We start from the raw sequence: 16,229 nt of genomic DNA, 5'->3' as shown, positions 1-16,229 counted from the left end.
CTTATGCAGTATCAGTTTTTGCGGATGAAACACCTGATACAAATTACGTCGGTCTTGATAAATGCTCACCTGATCGGTTTCATAGACCAATTGGTTTGCCCCGGCAATCATTTTCACCTCAGTTTCCTTATTTTCCAGGTACTTATTACGAGGCACCATCTTCATCCGCAAATGCATCAAATAATATTGCCCTGGTGCAGGAAACTGCACTTTTTTCATGTCCTGCATCCATTGCTGTAAGATTTGATAGTATTCCTGATGGCTTTGGGCGTTGCCCTGGACACTGGTCCAAAGCAATAACCCAGTCAAGAGGCACTGAATCACTCTTTTCATTTTCTTGGTTTTTTTGGTGTATTGTACTGAGTTTCCTGAATCGTTTTCAAACCCCGTTCGGTTTCTATCAACTTGCGGGTAAGCTGCCCCTGGTCGTTGTATTGATAATACAAGCCAAAGTGTTCATCGTCAAACTGAGTAAGCAAGCGTAACGACTTGAGGTCATATACATAGCAGGTAGTTTGTGCGTCTAATGGTTGAAATTTCACATCATCTACTTTTAATGTCCCAGTAAAGCTGCTGCTTACCACCAGGTCAAAGGTGTCGTAGATAAAAGCATTGCCCGGAATTTCGCCACTAAACAAGACCCACTCGCCCACTTGAGTTACTTTTTTGAGGCTCAAGGTTGTGCTACTCATTTGGCTTTGGTTGGCAAAGTTCCTCAACTTTATATTCAAGGTAGGCTGGTCATAATTGTAGTGTACCCACAGCTTTACAATGCCCCCTTTATTGCTCAATTGACTGGTTTTAATAATTTTGTCATCTTCAGCAAGCAGCGATTGATTGCCAGAGGTCAACGTTTTGCAGTAGAGCCCCGAATGTCCATCTGGCGTGTAAGTGTTGTGCTCGAAACTCTGGAAATAAGTAGACCCATGCTGGGCATTGGCAGCTACCATCATTGGCAAAATGCCTTCTTGGTCGAAGCGTGCCGAACTAAAAATGCCTAAAGGATCTTTTTCTTCCAGGGCGTTGCCATGCGGTGAGTACAGGGTTACTTCGCTTGATTTGATCCACTGGTTGCCAAAAGTAGGGGCTTGCTGGCTCCAGTAACCATTGGGATCGGTAGTAGCAGGTAAGGTAACATTGGTAATGACTCCACCTTTGTAGATGCGATTGCCTGCGGTTACTTTAGGGTCAGACGATACCACATTGTCGCGGTAAGTGTAACTGGTATGGGGGCGCCATATTTTATCCAAAGCGGCTATCACTCCTGCATCGCTCAACCCATACTGGCTTTTTACTGCTTGACTGGCATTGGTTGCCCAATTGTTTTTAAAGGTTTGAAAACCAACACTCAATATGTTTTGGTCCATCTTCCATTGCCCTTCTGTTTTAAAGGGGTTGCCTGCATCGCCATAGGTAATGATAGAACCAGCCGACAAGCCCAACTGATTGAAACGGTCTTGCACCTGCCCGTTTTCATAGATTCTGCCCAAGGCTGGGTACTTCCACGATGCTGGAATGGTCAGAGAGTAAATATTACCATCCAGTACGTCGGTACCTACTTTTACCCGATGAAACCCATCTACTGTACGCGTCAAAATAACATCGCCAGTGTGGGGATTAAAGCCTATATTTTCGCTTTCATTGGTTACTCCATCCTGAAAAGACGTGACCTTTTTCATAATCACCGGATAGCGAATGACCTTAGAAATAACGTGGGTACCTATGCGCTCGCGGGTGTAACTAAAATTCATAGAAGGCGATACATAAATAGGCAATGGGGGTACGATAAACGTAGTCGAGAGGTCTACGCCCAGTTCGACATTGATGTTGCGGTTGCGCACCGAACGACGCTCCATGGTCATGTCCATCTCCTTGCCTGGCACCTCCCAGGTTACACTGCCATCTGGATGCAGCATACGAATGCGTTCGCCGGGTTGGTAGTATTCATACTTTTGTTGGGCAAACATTTGCGACTGATCGGTATGGGCGCCATCATAAGTTCCCATATAGCTCGCCACTCGTTTGGTTTGCCCGTGCATATTATTCACTATAAAGCGGTACCCCTGGGTAAGCCATACCTGATCATTTTCGTAATAAAACAATCCCAGACTAATCGGAGGCTCATTTTTTCGTTTCTTGCGGTTGGCCCCCAATGACGTATAATCTACTCCACTCTCCAGGTTACTGGTGGGGTCTCTTTTATCGGTTTTGTATACATACAATTTATCGTAAGGAAAATCTTTGACTGTATAATATTCATTGACCGAATACCCCGTGCCCGTTTTCCCTTTATGAATGCTCTGCGCGATTACCTTAGAGTGTCCTACTGACGCCCCAGGCAACAACGACTCGCCTATGGGTCCTTCAAACTGCTTTTTATCAAACCCCGCAGTCAAACGGCTGTACCAGCCTTGCCCTTTTCGCGGGAGGTAACGTACCAAGGGGTTTTCGTCGCGTACTCCTGAGGGTTCGTTGGTAGCTACCCCACTGCTTATTTTCTTTATTTTGCCGTCTTCTTTGATAAAATCTTCATAGAAAAACTCTTGTCCGTACAAGTTGGCGTCGCCAGTTTCAATACCTGCATCGTACATGAGCAGGCGTTTTACCCTTACCCCTCCGCCACGCTTGGCTTTGATCATGGGGAGTCTTAGGTAAGATAACTCTGCACTCATTTGGGTACCCACTTTCTTCTTTTTGGGAATACCCTCATCAAAACTTCTGATTAATAGCTCACCTAAATAAAAAGAGATCATTCCCAAACTCTTTAGATTAGCATTGACCAAATCATTGCGTTTGGCATATACTTTTTGGTCAAACTCATCGGTACCCTCACAATCAAAACCCTGGCGTTTGTTGGCGTAAAAATCGTAACAGGCTTGTCGGGGGATCGAGGCGCGCTTATTATCATCTTCTTTGCCGTCAAGCGTGATTTTAATACCGTATTCTCCATTGATGTCTACCCTTTCTACCGAAGCCACTGCAGCATACCCTTTCAGGTACTCCGATTTACAGTCTTTCAATGATGGAGGTCCTGAGCCAATTAATTTGTAGAGAAACTTAAAGTAGATTTTTTCACCATCGTCCACAAAATGTTTTTTAAGCAAGGCTACTTGTTCGTCTACCTCTGTCTGGTTGGTAGGGTCGATGCCCATTTCGCGTACATTGACCACATAAGAAGGCGACAAACCATATTTTTTGCCATTGAGCCCACTGTCATTGGCTTCCAACAAAGAGGTCATTACCATAGGGCGGCGGTTTTGTACAAAGCTGTAGTCTTTTTGCTCGTACTGTACCAAAATTTCTCCGCCAGAAGGCAACTTGATTTGCTTGAGCTGCCAGGCAGCCGGGTCAAACTTTTTGTGTTGGGCAGCGGTGAGCTTTCCTTGATACAACCACGGCTTTTTTAGTTTCTTTCGTTTGCTGCCATCCAGCTGAATGTTGCCCCAGGGTCCCAGGTAATAAGGGGCATAATCTGGGTTTTGTGCATTGATGCCGTGCTTATCACTCATTTCGTTGATAATGTCGGGGTAATCTTCGCGAACTTCGGCGGCAAACTCGTTTTTCACCTTATACTTGTATACAAACTCGTAAGGGCTGGTTTTACCGTTAGAAATGCCTCCATACTCAAACCATACTTTTTTGAGGGTAAGTTTGCCCGACGCATTGTTTACTTTGGGACGAGGAAACAGTCCATGGTCGTGGTTGGGGACATTTTGCACCAGGCTATAGTCATAATCAAAATGTACCGTTTGCAAAGGTTTGTCGGGCTGCTTTTTGGAGAACAACACAATTTTTTCCAGGTACTCGAGGCGCTCATCACCTTTTACCTGGGCTCCATTGTTGTCTTTTACAGCCGCCGGATCGGTTTCACCCGTTAGGTGTTTGGCTCCCAATCCGTCTTTGCGGTCTTTGCCCGACCCCTGAATGTAGGGAGAATTGGCGGTTACCGGGCTCTGTACATTTTGCCAACGGGTGTTGTTGCTTTTATTGGTAACAAAATACGCAATGTGGGTTTTGGTCTCGATGGTTTTTAGGTAATACACTTCTTTTTCTCCCGTTGACACTGTGCCTACGGCTCCCTTACGGTCAGAGATTTTTTCTTGCTGAAAGAACATACCATTGTAAGGCACCCTCCAACGGTACCAACCATTGGCACCTGCCCCATATTTTTTATGGTAGTCAAACTTCGTCCAACCCCCAAAGTCTTTAGCGTCGGGTCCATCGTTGCCCACTTCTACGTAGTCGGGTGTGGTAATAGAAGTGAGCAAATAATTGGTAGCATAAGGCGTAGGTTTTACCTCGCCCACTACCTTGGCAGTGGCATAGTCATGCGCTGCATGGTCTACATCTACCTCGTACTCATTTCCTGCTTGTTTTAGGGCAAAAGGACGATACATCAAAAACTGATCTTTGTCTTTTTGGGTGGCGGGCAAATTGGCGTCTACCTGAAAAGCACTTACGTTGCGGTTAAACACCGGCGTGCCATACACGTAGTTCAATCCATTTTTGTTGGTCACCTTAAGCTCTGTAATGGCTGTAGCATTGGTAACGGTTACGTTTTCGTTGAGCCCGGTTACCTGAGTAGCGTCAAAACCGTGGTTGGCTTTAGTATGGTAATTGATATAAGACGAGGAGGAAAGTTTGGTGTGGTCGAGGTTGCCCACCGACGATAACTCAAGGCGGCCATTGCCCGCAATGCCAGCGCTTACCAAGTTGGTATTGCGTACATTTGCCCCGCCAGTGGTATATTCTACACTTCCGCCTTTGTCGCCATTAAACCTAAATACGCCTTGTTGGTCGAATACGTATTGGCTGGTAGTACCTGGTTTTTTCCAATCTGTGGTTTGCGACTTGCTGTCGCCCAACCCAATCGTAACGCCTATCCCTACGGTTACTCCTAGGTTAAGGTCTACTCCCAGGTTTCTTTTTACCGAAGTGTTGTGGGCTTCCTGAGGTAAAAAGTGCCCCAGTTTTTTTTGAAAATACCGAAACCCTCCGCCAATGCCTTCACCGTTGACCATAAACTGGTCGGCATTATTGAACGGAATGCCCAAGTATACATCTCTTTCGCTATAAGGAGTGCTTTTTTCTACGTAATAGTCGTTGCGCTGATCTTGCCCGCTTACACTGTGCATGTAGCCATTTACCTTACTGTTGTCTTTTTCCTGGTGAGCATACACATTAAAAGCTCCTTTGGTGGTTACATCAAAACCTACGGGCACGTTTCCTGGAGTCTTTGTCACTCCACTCTCCAGGTTAAAATTGGCTGAACTATAACGTTCAGTGCTTACATTTTTTATGCGCTCGCTAAAGGTGTATAAACCATATTTGGTACTAAAAGGTGAGCCTGATGCACCTACCAAATATCCCATTACGCTGGGACTAGTAACCTTCATGAATCTATCAGCCTCATATATAAGAGCCTTTACTCCAAAGCCCTTTTTAATTTTAAAGTATGCTTTTAGTGGGTTAACTTTCGCGTTCCAGGTACGTCCCTTGGCACTTTTTTTCATCCCAAGGTTGGCAAACCCAAAAGCACTGCCGCCAATGCCATAAAAAGACATCAAACCAGTGTAGTTGTTGTAGCGCAAGGTACGGGCATAATTCAGGCTCAACTTGACCTGGTTTATATCTGGTATTGTTTCAGACTCTGTATAACTTATAGAAGGCTTTGGTCTTCTTGGGCTAGGTATTTTCGTGGGTATTTTAAACTTTTTCTTGCCAAAATATTTCAGCCCAGTACCCAGGGTAGCACTTGCCGTCCAGTTTACCGGAATTTTGTTAAACTGTTTGACGGGCACCCCCTTATAGTCATCAGGAAAACCACGCACATTGCGGTTAATAGAACCAGGGTTGAGCGTCCAGCCATACCCTACCCATGAGGCTTCTTCTTCTGAGTTGGCTCCACTGTGGTAAGCCAGCGACATGGCATAGCCCCCTCCATCGGGTCCGGGAATCTGAAATACGGGCAGATTGTAGGTAAAATCACCCGTAAAGGTATTGACCATATTGGTGGTAGCTACCGGCTCGAAACTGGCAAACTCAGGAGACGAAGGTCCCGAAGTAAGCGCCAGTGCCAGGGTGGCAAATACAGTATCTATCAGTATGTTTACCGCCAGAAACACGGCCATACATCTGATGATTTTTTGCTTGATCTTTTTCATTTTTTGGCGTTTCATCACGTCTGTTGGTTTTATTTCCCCAGATAAGTAACCTGAGGTAAGTTGTCTAAATCTTTTTGGTGAAATACAAAGTGGTGGATGCCCGTACCAAAGAGCTGGTCGGTAAAAGTAATGTCCAGCTTTTGGGCACTCTGAGGCACTTGCTTACGGTCAAATACCAGCACGATATTGCGCCCTTGGGTCAAACTATAGGTGTTTTCCAGGTGGGCAATGCTGGGGCTAATTTCTTTGCCATCCGCTTTTATGGCGATGTACTTTGCCATATTGAAGTTCATGTCCAGCGCCCGTTTTTTATAGGCGGCATAACTGCTCACCTCTTGGTACATAATGTCTTGCCCACCCGATGGACTTACCAGAGACAGGTTTAAAACAAATGTCAGATTGTCCCGACCTGACTTCAACAGACCAGCTACTTGTTGGGCACTTTGGCGAGCCAAGCCACGGCTTGCCTGCAATTCGGGGGGCAGGTATTTCATCGTGAGGCGATACAGCCCTACTTCCTTGCTTTTTACCATGCCGTTGGCGGGGTTGTGCACCCATTGGTACAGCGCCCGCTGAGAGTCGATACTTGCCTGACAACCAGCATATAGCCAAGCCATGCCAATGAGTATCATAGTGTGTTTAATCTTTGAGATCATTGTTGATAGTTTTTATTGAGTGCAGTCAATACTTCGTCGGTTATGTCATAAGCATGGCTGGCGTACATCAAGTTACCAGACTCGGTGGTTCCCAACACAATTTCATAGCCTTTGTCTTTAGCGTATTGCTCTACAAAGCTGTTAATCTGCTTGAGCGCCCCACCAAACAATCGGCCTTCCTCTTCTTTTACCTTGGTTTGCATATTGAGCTGATACCTGTCCAGGTCGGCTCGCCTGCGTTGAATCTCCACCATGAGTTGTTTGCGTTGTGCTTCGCTCAGGGTGGCTTGCTGGTTTTGATAAAACTTAAGGGTAGCCTGTAATTTATGTTGCAGGGTATCGGAGCTTACCTGCCAAGAGGCAAGCTTTTTCTGATAATGTCTTTGGGCTTCTTTTACCCCCAGGTATTTTTCTACCAAATAGGCAGAACGCACATAAGCAATGGTGGGCGTATGTGTTGGTTTCCAGGCGAGGTATCCAATAATACCCACCAAAATGATCAAATTGGTAATGTACAGCGTTTTCATAGGTTTATTTGGTTGTAAAGTTTACCTGATAGTTTTTTCCTGCGGGGGTGGTTACCTTCAGCGTATAAATCTGGTGCCTGGTGCTTTTCTTCCGAAAGACCGCATACTTTCTCAGAGGAATGGCATATTGCCCCTCAGTGTTTTTCACCTTTATTGGCACAATCTTTTGGTGGCTAATTGATTTGCCTGTTTGATTGACAATGGCAAATTGTAATTGGGTGACCTCTTGATGGCTACGTGTGCCAAGGGCAAAGCGAAGCTCATAATCGGGCACGAGATAAAATCGTGTATCATCCGGTTTTTCCGACCATAATGTGATACAGGTAGCTGCCTGGGGGGTTATCATCCGAAACACATTTACCTCCCCGGGTAACTTGCGCAACACCGACACTTCGTTTACTCCCTTCCGGTAATGTGCCGTGATTTGCCAGGCGTATGTTTTGCCTTGCTTTAGGGCAGGTGCCGACACAGGGTAAGTAAACACAGGCGTTTTGATAAAGGCCTTTCTGAGTATCAATGGATTTGCCTGAATGGCTGCCTGCGCAGTTTGCCCTGCCAATACTTCTACCAATATCAGTTCATAGGTAGTGGTACTCTTGTGAGGGTACATGGGTATCCAGCTAAATGTAGGATAGGTATAGTGTATGACGTGCTCAGGCGCTGGAAATACAGCACGAGGCGGCGAATATGTTTGAGCATAAGATTGGCTCGGTATCAGAAGCAACATTACAAAGCCTGTAATGAGCATAAACACTGTCTTTTTTGAAGATTTCATTTTTTTACATTTGAAAACCATCGATGATGTAATAAAGGCTAATTTTTGGTGCAACCTGAAGCATCATGCATTCACCTGATGTACTTCTTTTTTGCCCTGTTTTTTTTTAGTTTCTATGTTATAGCATACTCAAGGCGAGCTTTGCAAAGGATTGCAAATTTTACACATCTCATATAACACATTGATTTTCAAATATTTATATTTCATTTTTTTCTGAAAAAAGACGAATTTGTGGCTGGCTTTGTAAGCTGTTTCAAGCCTTGACAGAGGGGGAAATAATCAAACGTTGGTTTGGTGGGTGACAGATAACTGTAGCAAGCTCTGTAAAATAACTTGAAGCCTTACTATTCTCAAATGAGAACAAACAAGGGTTTATCAAGGATACTCAGGGGGTAGTCTTTTACACAAGTGAAAGGTGAGAAGGGGTAGGTAAAGTAAAAAGAGGCATTGTATTATTTTTGCTTGATCGGCCAGTGAATACTGTCTATGTCTGCCTCTTTTACAGAGTCTGTTTTTAGAAGCGAGCAACCAGAAAGTAGGTAGACAAAACGGGGGGCATTTTGATAGACTTTTGTCCGAATTAAGACGCCTACACATACTACAATTTCTCTCAAAACACGCCCCTTGGTTAGTTTGGTAGCAGGGCTGCCACCACTTATCTTATATCTAATGCCTTACTTTGCGATACCGTTTGCTTGATGGTACCACGTAATGCCCTACTTCTACTTCATTTTTTTCCAGGGCTGCATTGTCCACTTTAGCCAGATTGACTATATACGATTGATTGATTTTGAGAATTCGAACATTGCCTGAAGCCCTTGGGCAAAATGGGGGCATCTTCTACACAATACTCCGCAGTGATTTTAGTCAAAGTTGTTTGCTGGTGATCAGTTATTGATGAATTTAAAAACTATTTAATTGGGTGTTTAGGCATAAAACCGAAACACTTTTAAAAATAAAGTGAGTATACAATCTTAATATAAAATACTGATTTACAGCATTTAACAAAGTGAACATTTACTCGAATCAGCTATGGACTATCGACTAAATACTATGGACTATTGCTGCAATGAGTATATTCCTAAATAGTGGTCGCTATAGTCAAAAAAAATATTTGATTAACCTTCCAACAATGTCGAAGCATTTTGTTGATTGATTGGCGTTTTCTGCTCCCGAAAAGTCACATAAAAAGTAGTGCCCTCGTTTGGCTGGCTATCTGCGGTGAGGGTGGCATTGTTGAGGCGGGCAAACTCCTGACACAACGTAAGCCCCAGCCCCACGCCTTGTTCGCCCCTGAGCCCTTCCCTGCTTTTTTTACCACTTAGCTCAAACATTTGCTTCAGGGTAGCAGCATCCATGCCTACTCCAGAATCTTTGATGGCAAGCACCAGTTCATCGTCTCTATATTGAGCAGTAACTTCAATATTGCCTCCGTCAGGGGTAAACTTGGTGGCATTGCCAATGAGGTTTTGTATCAAACTGGTGACCGAATGAGGATCTGCCCATAAAACTTGTCCTTCGGGTACCTTATTCTCTATTTGTATTTGGTGTAAATCGAGGCTTCCCTGGTAAACTGCCATACAATCTTGTACTTGTTGGTGTAGGTCGAGTTCTTCTGGTTGGGGAATTACACTATTTTGCTGCACCATTGCCCAATCCAATAAATTGTTGAGCAGTCGGTTAAGTTTTTTGGCGGTGGTATCAATTTGCTCACTTACGGTTTGTACCTTTTCCATGTCTTGTTTTTTGATATAATGATTGAGCAAATAGTTGACCTGCTGAAACGAAGCCAGTGGTCCCCTTAGGTCATGGGCTATAATGCCAAAAAAGCGATCTTTGGTGTGGTTTAGTTTTTTTAACTCCCTGGTACGTTCGTCTACCAACTGCTCCAGTTGCAGTCTTGTTCGTTTGGCTTGCTGCAACCGCCAACTATAACCCATTACTATGACTAACAGGATAAGCAAAACCGCCCCTAACCGAAACCAGGTAGTAGCCCACCAGGGAGGGGTTACCCTTATTTTGAGTGTAAGCCCTTGCTCATTCCAAACCCCATCGTTGTTGGCAGCTTTTACTCGCAGGGTATAACTACCAGGAGCCAGATTGGCAAAAGTAATGTCTCGGTGAGTACCCAGTTGTACCCATTCTTTGTGCAAGCCCTCTAGTTTGTAGGCATATTGGTTTTTATCACTTTGGTAAAAATTTAACGCAGCAAATTCAAAAGAGATAATGGCATCTTTATGAGATAGCTCTAACTCCTGTTCCTCATTTATTACCTGGCAAAGCGAAATTTCCTGATTCAACTTTTTAAATTTGGTAATCACTATGGGGGGTACAAACTCGTTCTTTTTCAAATCTTGTGGGTAAAAAGCACTGACCCCATTCACTCCCCCAAAAAACATCCTGCCATCTTTGTTTTTAAAATACGCATGGCGGTTAAACTCATTGGCTTGCAAACCATCGCGCTGGTCAAAATTGATAAAAGTCTCGGCTTGGGGGTCAAACTTAGCAATGCCCTGGTTGGTGCTCAACCATAGGTTGCCTTCTTCATCTTCTAAAATACCATTGACTACATTATTGGGCAACCCGTCCTTTTGGGTATAATGTTTAAAGGTAAGTTTTTCGCGGTCAAAAAGGTTGAGCCCTCCGCCTCCGGTAGCGATCCAAAAGTTACCCGCCTTGTCTTCGTAAAACGCATGGACATTGTTATGACTTAAGCTGTTGGCTTTGCCAGGTTGATGGGTAAACCGGGTAAATGTTTGAGTAGTGGTGTCGAAACGGGCAAAACCACCTTGCTCTGAACCTACCCACATAGTGCCTTTTTGGTCGCGGTATAAAGCAAACAGGAAGCCCAAAGGAAGGCTGCGTGGGTTGCCCGACTCATGTTTATAAAAAGTGTAAGAGTGGGTGCGAGTATCTAATTTTTGTAGCCCTCGGCTGGTAGACAGCCACAGCGTATGAGGGGCAACTCCTGTAATGATGTCAAAAATATAATGTAATCGCATCACCGTATCTTTAGGGACTACCCGCATAAGCCGACCATGGTCATAATCCAACCTAAACAATCCCTCGGCAAAAGCGGCTACCCATAACTGCCCATCAGCGTCTTCACAAATAGCCTCAGCATTGAGCCCATGTAGTAATTTATCAGACTGCTGCAAATTACCAGCAAAATGATGAACTTCGGCAACGTTTGGGGCAAAAACATCTAAGCCAGTATACCCGCCCACCCAAAGTCGCTTGTGTGTATCCTCATGAATAACCCTTACCCCTTTGAAGCTTAAACTATAGGGGGCATTTTTTTTGGGCGAAAAATTTTGAACCCTGCCTGCCTTAGGGTGAAACACTCCTACGCCTTGTCCAGCCGTGCTGATCCATACCAACCCCGAACGGTCTACCAACAAGTTTAGATTTTCGACTGTAGCAGTTGGCGAAAAATTATAACACCCCTTCAGTTGTTGTTTTTGCAGGTCAAAACACAATAAACCCTGAGGGGTAAATTGCCAAAAAAAGCCCTGTTTATCTACAAAGAAATGATATATTCGCCTGAAGGCAAGCTGCTGATCACGGGCAACACCACAAGGAGCAGGCGGTATTTGAAAAGTTTGGGTTTTGCCAGTTAGAGGATTAAAACGTATTATCTGACTTAGGTCTTTGCCCAATTGGTACACATAATGTTTGCCATCTGGACTTTGCGCCGCCTGAACAGGCGAGTGACCCATCGACTTTAAAGGGTACTGGGACGTAACAATTTTTCGTTGCTCCTTATCGAATATTTCTACTCTTTGAGCTGGGTTATCAGTCAAAAGCCATAAATAACGTTGGGAAGCGTTTTCAGTAATTTGTTGAATTTCGCTTTTAGGGAGCCCAAAAGAAGTAAAATGCCGGGTGGCAGGATTAAAAACCTGAAGCCCCAAGTGTCGGGTGCCCAACCAAAGTAAACCTTTTGCATCAATATAAATACTAAAAATACGAGGCACTTTTTTAGATAAAGTATCCTGAAAATGTTCAAAGCATTCTGTCAAAGGGTCGAAACGATACAATCCTCCTACAGCTCCTATCCAAAGTTTGCCGCCAGAGTCTTCTGCCAAAGAAAGTATGACATTACTATTCAGGCTGCAGCTATCTCCCAAAACCTTTTTATAGACCTTAAACTCGTAGCCATCATAGCGGTTGAGCCCATCACGGGTACCAAACCACATAAAGCCACGACTATCCTGAAACATGGTCTTTACATACCCCTGAGATAAGCCATCATTAGGAGAAAGTTGGTGAAAAGGAACGGTGTATTTTTGGGCATGACTGGCAAAAGGCAACAAAGCATATAGCAATAGAAAACATAATTTCTTCATGGTGGTCATCCCCTTCTTCTTTTAATAATTCTGAACTAAGGCATCAACTAATAATACAAAATTAATAGATGCCCCTTGGTTTTAGCCAAGCATGTAGGAAAAAGTACTAATTCACTACTTTTATCCCTGTTTTTGGTGACATTGTCCCAAACCTTGTCCAGCTTATCCCTCAAAAAGTTGCCTCGCCCTCTTTAAATGACTCTTACAGCACCAGTTTATCAAAAAATAGTATAATTTCTTTCCTCCTTTCAGCTGTTGTTTGCTTTGTCAAAAACAAGTAGAGAGTTCCAAAAACCCAACAACAGCATAAGGAGTTTTAAACCAGCATTTACAAGATATGAAACTTTTAAGATTTACATTATTCCTGGCAGGGCTATGTGCCTTGAGTTTTTTTGTGGAAATAAAAGAGTAGTCAGATGATCAAGCCATACTTCATTATAGTCAAAAAATTATTTGATTAACCTTCAAATAATGTCGAAGCATTTTGTTGATTGATTGGTGTTTTCTGTTCCCGAAAAATTACATAAAAAGTAGTACCCTTGTTTGGTTGGCTATCTGCGGTGAGGGTGGCATTGTTGAGGCGGGCAAACTCCTGACACAAGGTAAGCCCCAATCCCACGCCTTGTTCGCCCCTGAGTCCTTCCCTGCTTTTTTTACCACTTAGCTCAAACATTTGCTTCAGGGTAGCAGCATCCATGCCTACTCCCGAATCTTTGATGGCAAGCACCAGTTCATCGTCTCTATATTGAGCAGTAACTTCAATATTGCCTCCGTCAGGGGTAAACTTAATGGCATTGCCCAAGAGGTTTTGAATCAAACTGGTGACCGAATAAGGATCTGCCCATAAAACTTGTCCTTGAGGCACCTTATTCTCTATTTGTATGTGGTGTAAATCAATGCTGCCCTGATACACCGTCAGGCAGTCTTGCACCAGCGATTGCAACCTCAGTTGCTCTGGTTGATAGGTCACATTTTTTTGCTGTACCATTGCCCAATCCAGTAAATTGTTGAGCAGTCGGTTGAGTTTTTTGGCGGTGGTATCAATTTGCTCACTCACGGTTTGCACCTTTTCCAGGTTTTGCTTTGCTATGTGGTGTCTGAGCAAATAATTGGCTTGTTGAAACGAGCCCAAAGGGCCTCTTAAGTCATGGGCTATGATCCCAAAAAAGCGGTCTTTGGTCTGGTTCAGTTTTTTTAACTCCCTGGTACGCTCATCTACCAGTTTCTCCAGTTGCAGTCTTATTCGTTTGGCTTGTTGCAACCGCCAACTATAGCCCGTTACTATGATCAACAACACGAGCAACGCCGCCCCTAACCGAAACCAGGTAGTAGCCCACCAGGGCGGGGTTACCCTTATTTTGAGCGTAAGCCCTTGCTCATTCCAAACTCCATCGTTGTTAGCGGCTTTTACTCGCAGGGTATAACTACCAGGAGCCAGGTTGGCAAAAGTAATGTCTCGATGGGTACCCAGTTGTACCCATTCTTTGTGCAAGCCCTCTAGTTTGTAGGCGTATTGGTTTTTATCACTTTGGTAAAAGTTTAACGCAGCAAATTCAAAAGAGATAATGGCATCTTTATGAGATAGTTCTAACTCTTGCTCCTCATTTATTACCTGGTAAAGCGAAATTTCCTGATTCAACTTTTTAAATTTGGTAATCACTATGGGAGGTACAAACTCGTTCTTTTTCAAATCTTGTGGGTAAAAAGCACTGACTCCATTCACTCCCCCAAAAAACATCCTGCCATCTTTGTTTTTAAAATACGCATGGCGGTTAAACTCATTGGCTTGCAAACCATCGCGTTGGTCAAAATTGACAAAAGTCTCGGCTTGGGGGTCAAACTTAGCAATGCCCTGATTGGTGCTCAACCATAGGTTGCCTTCTTCATCTTCTAAAATACCATTGACTACATTATTGGGCAACCCGTCCTTTTGGGTATAATGTTTAAAGGTAAGTTTTTCGCGGTCAAAAAGGTTGAGCCCTCCGCCTCCGGTAGCGATCCAAAAGTTACCCGCCTTGTCTTCGTAAAACGCGTGGACATTGTTATGACTTAAGCTGTTGGCTTTGCCAGGTTGATGGGTAAACCGGGTAAATGTTTGAGTAGTGGTGTCGAAACGGGCAAAACCACCTTGCTCTGAACCTACCCACATAGTACCCGCCCTATCGCGGTAGATCACAAAAAGAAGTCCTGGGGGAACACTTTTTGGTTGGTCAGGTTGATGCCGGTAAAAAGTACAATTACGGGTACGGGTATTTAACTTTTGTAACCCATGCGTAGTAGCAAGCCATAAGGTATGGCCATCGGTTCCACTTGCCATATCGAGAATACTGTGTTTTTGAATGACTGTATCTTTGAAAACCAGGGGGGCAAGTTGACCCGTTTGATAGTTTGGCTTGAATAAACCCTCTAAATATACCCCCAACCACAATTGCCCCCGTACATCTTCAAAGATAGCCTCTACATTGAGCCCGTGAAATATTTTAGTTGGTTTGACAAAGTGCCGTGCTTTTGGGCTGCCTCGTTCAAACACATCCAAGCCAGTGTATCCCCCTACCCAAAGTCGCCTTTGCCTATCTTCATAAATGCTTCTTACTCCTTTGAATCCCAGGCTATGAGGGTCATTTTTATCAGGCGAAAAGTTTTGGATACGCCCCACGTTTGGGTTAAACACATACACTCCATCACCAATCGTCTTGATCCAAACCAACCCCGAACGATCTACAAACAAACCTGTGTTTTTGATCACACCAGGCAAAGAAAAACGGTAGTAAGCTACCAATTGTTGTTGCCGCAAATCGAAGCGTAAGATACCATTTGGAGTCGTTTGCCACAAAGTTTCATGGGCATCTATATAAAAATAATTTTGGCTGGCAAATACGGCGGTGCCTGGCTTTACTGCCTGGTGCTGTGACCAGGGAATATAAAAACGACGCGTTTGCCCGGTAAGGGGATCAAGCTTTACAACTGTGTCTGGCGTTTTGCCTAATTGATAGAGATGCTGTTGCCCATTTTGACCTTGCACTACTTGAGCGTTCGCCTGACTCGTTGCCTTCATAGGGGAAGCAACAATTTTTTGTTGTTTTTTATCAAATACAAATAACTTGTGCCCAGCCTCTTCGCTCACCAACCACAGGTAACGTCTACTTGCATCTTCGCAAATTTGATAAATATTATAGGGAGGCGTATCAAAAGTAGTAAAATGTTGGGTCACAGGGTTAAACTTCTTAATGCCTCCATGGCGCACTCCCAGCCAAACCATGTGTTGGGCATCTATAAAGATACTGATAAAATCGGCAGTGCCTTGATTTTGTAAGTCAGGAAAATATTCAAAACATTCTGTATGAGGGTCAAAACGATACAGCCCTCCTACTGCAGCCACCCATAGCTTGCCTTGGGAATCTTCGGCGAGCGAAAACACTACACTGCTCCTAAGGCTACAGCTATCGCCCAGAATATTGTGGTATACCTTAAACTTGTAACCATCGTAACGGTTAAGGCCTTCTCGGGTACCAAACCACATAAAGCCCCTGCTGTCTTGAAAAACGTTGTGCACATAGCCTTGAGAAAGTCCATCGTTGGAGGTGAACTGGCGGATGGGGATGGTGTATTGTTGGGCATAACTGGCCAAAGGCAACAAAGCATATAGCAATAGAAAGTATAATTTCTTCATAGTGGTTATTCCCTTCTTATTTTATAATTCTGAACTGAGGGCATCAACTAATCATACAAAATTAATAGATGCCCCTTCCAAGTATGAC

8 protein-coding genes are annotated in these 16,229 nt (G+C 44.0%); all 8 read right to left on the bottom strand.

Annotated features, from left to right (window positions below; genetic code table 11):
- The coding region (locus tag M23134_RS36120) for a hypothetical protein (RefSeq protein ID WP_002705651.1) at positions 1-333 on the bottom strand (333 nt) is incomplete at its 3' end.
- On the bottom strand, positions 330-6,179 hold the full coding sequence (locus M23134_RS36115; protein WP_002705650.1) for a hypothetical protein: 5,850 nt from the start codon (positions 6,177-6,179) through the stop codon (positions 330-332). The genes M23134_RS36115 and M23134_RS36120, both read right to left, overlap by 4 nt.
- 14 nt (positions 6,180-6,193) lie before the next feature.
- Positions 6,194-6,820 (bottom strand): hypothetical protein, encoded by a 627-nt coding sequence (locus M23134_RS36110; RefSeq protein WP_045115022.1) that lies wholly within the window; start codon positions 6,818-6,820, stop codon positions 6,194-6,196.
- Positions 6,817-7,347: an OmpH family outer membrane protein gene (locus M23134_RS36105; protein ID WP_002705648.1), complete on the bottom strand. Its 531-nt coding sequence runs from the start codon at positions 7,345-7,347 to the stop codon at positions 6,817-6,819. Before M23134_RS36105 ends, M23134_RS36110 begins: the two co-directional genes overlap by 4 nt.
- Positions 7,348-7,351: 4 nt before the next feature.
- Positions 7,352-8,122: a hypothetical protein gene (locus tag M23134_RS36100; RefSeq protein WP_045115021.1), complete on the bottom strand. Its 771-nt coding sequence runs from the start codon at positions 8,120-8,122 to the stop codon at positions 7,352-7,354.
- Positions 8,123-8,788: 666 nt separating this feature from the next.
- Positions 8,789-8,959 carry a hypothetical protein gene (locus tag M23134_RS41620; RefSeq protein ID WP_002705646.1) on the bottom strand — a complete coding sequence of 57 codons (171 nt, stop codon included), beginning with the start codon at positions 8,957-8,959 and terminating at the stop codon, positions 8,789-8,791.
- Between the two features lie 281 nt (positions 8,960-9,240).
- Positions 9,241-12,471 (bottom strand): sensor histidine kinase, encoded by a 3,231-nt coding sequence (locus M23134_RS36095; RefSeq protein WP_157558823.1) that lies wholly within the window; start codon positions 12,469-12,471, stop codon positions 9,241-9,243.
- Positions 12,472-12,928: 457 nt separating this feature from the next.
- Positions 12,929-16,141, bottom strand: a complete 3,213-nt coding sequence (locus M23134_RS36090; RefSeq protein ID WP_002705642.1) for a sensor histidine kinase — start codon at positions 16,139-16,141, stop codon at positions 12,929-12,931.
- Between the last annotated feature and the right edge of the window lie 88 nt (positions 16,142-16,229).

Source organism: Microscilla marina ATCC 23134, assembly GCF_000169175.1.
GTDB classification, from domain to species: Bacteria; Bacteroidota; Bacteroidia; order Cytophagales; family Microscillaceae; genus Microscilla; species Microscilla marina.
Note: the sequence above shows the minus strand (reverse complement) of the source record. Positions and strands in the feature narration are given on the sequence as shown.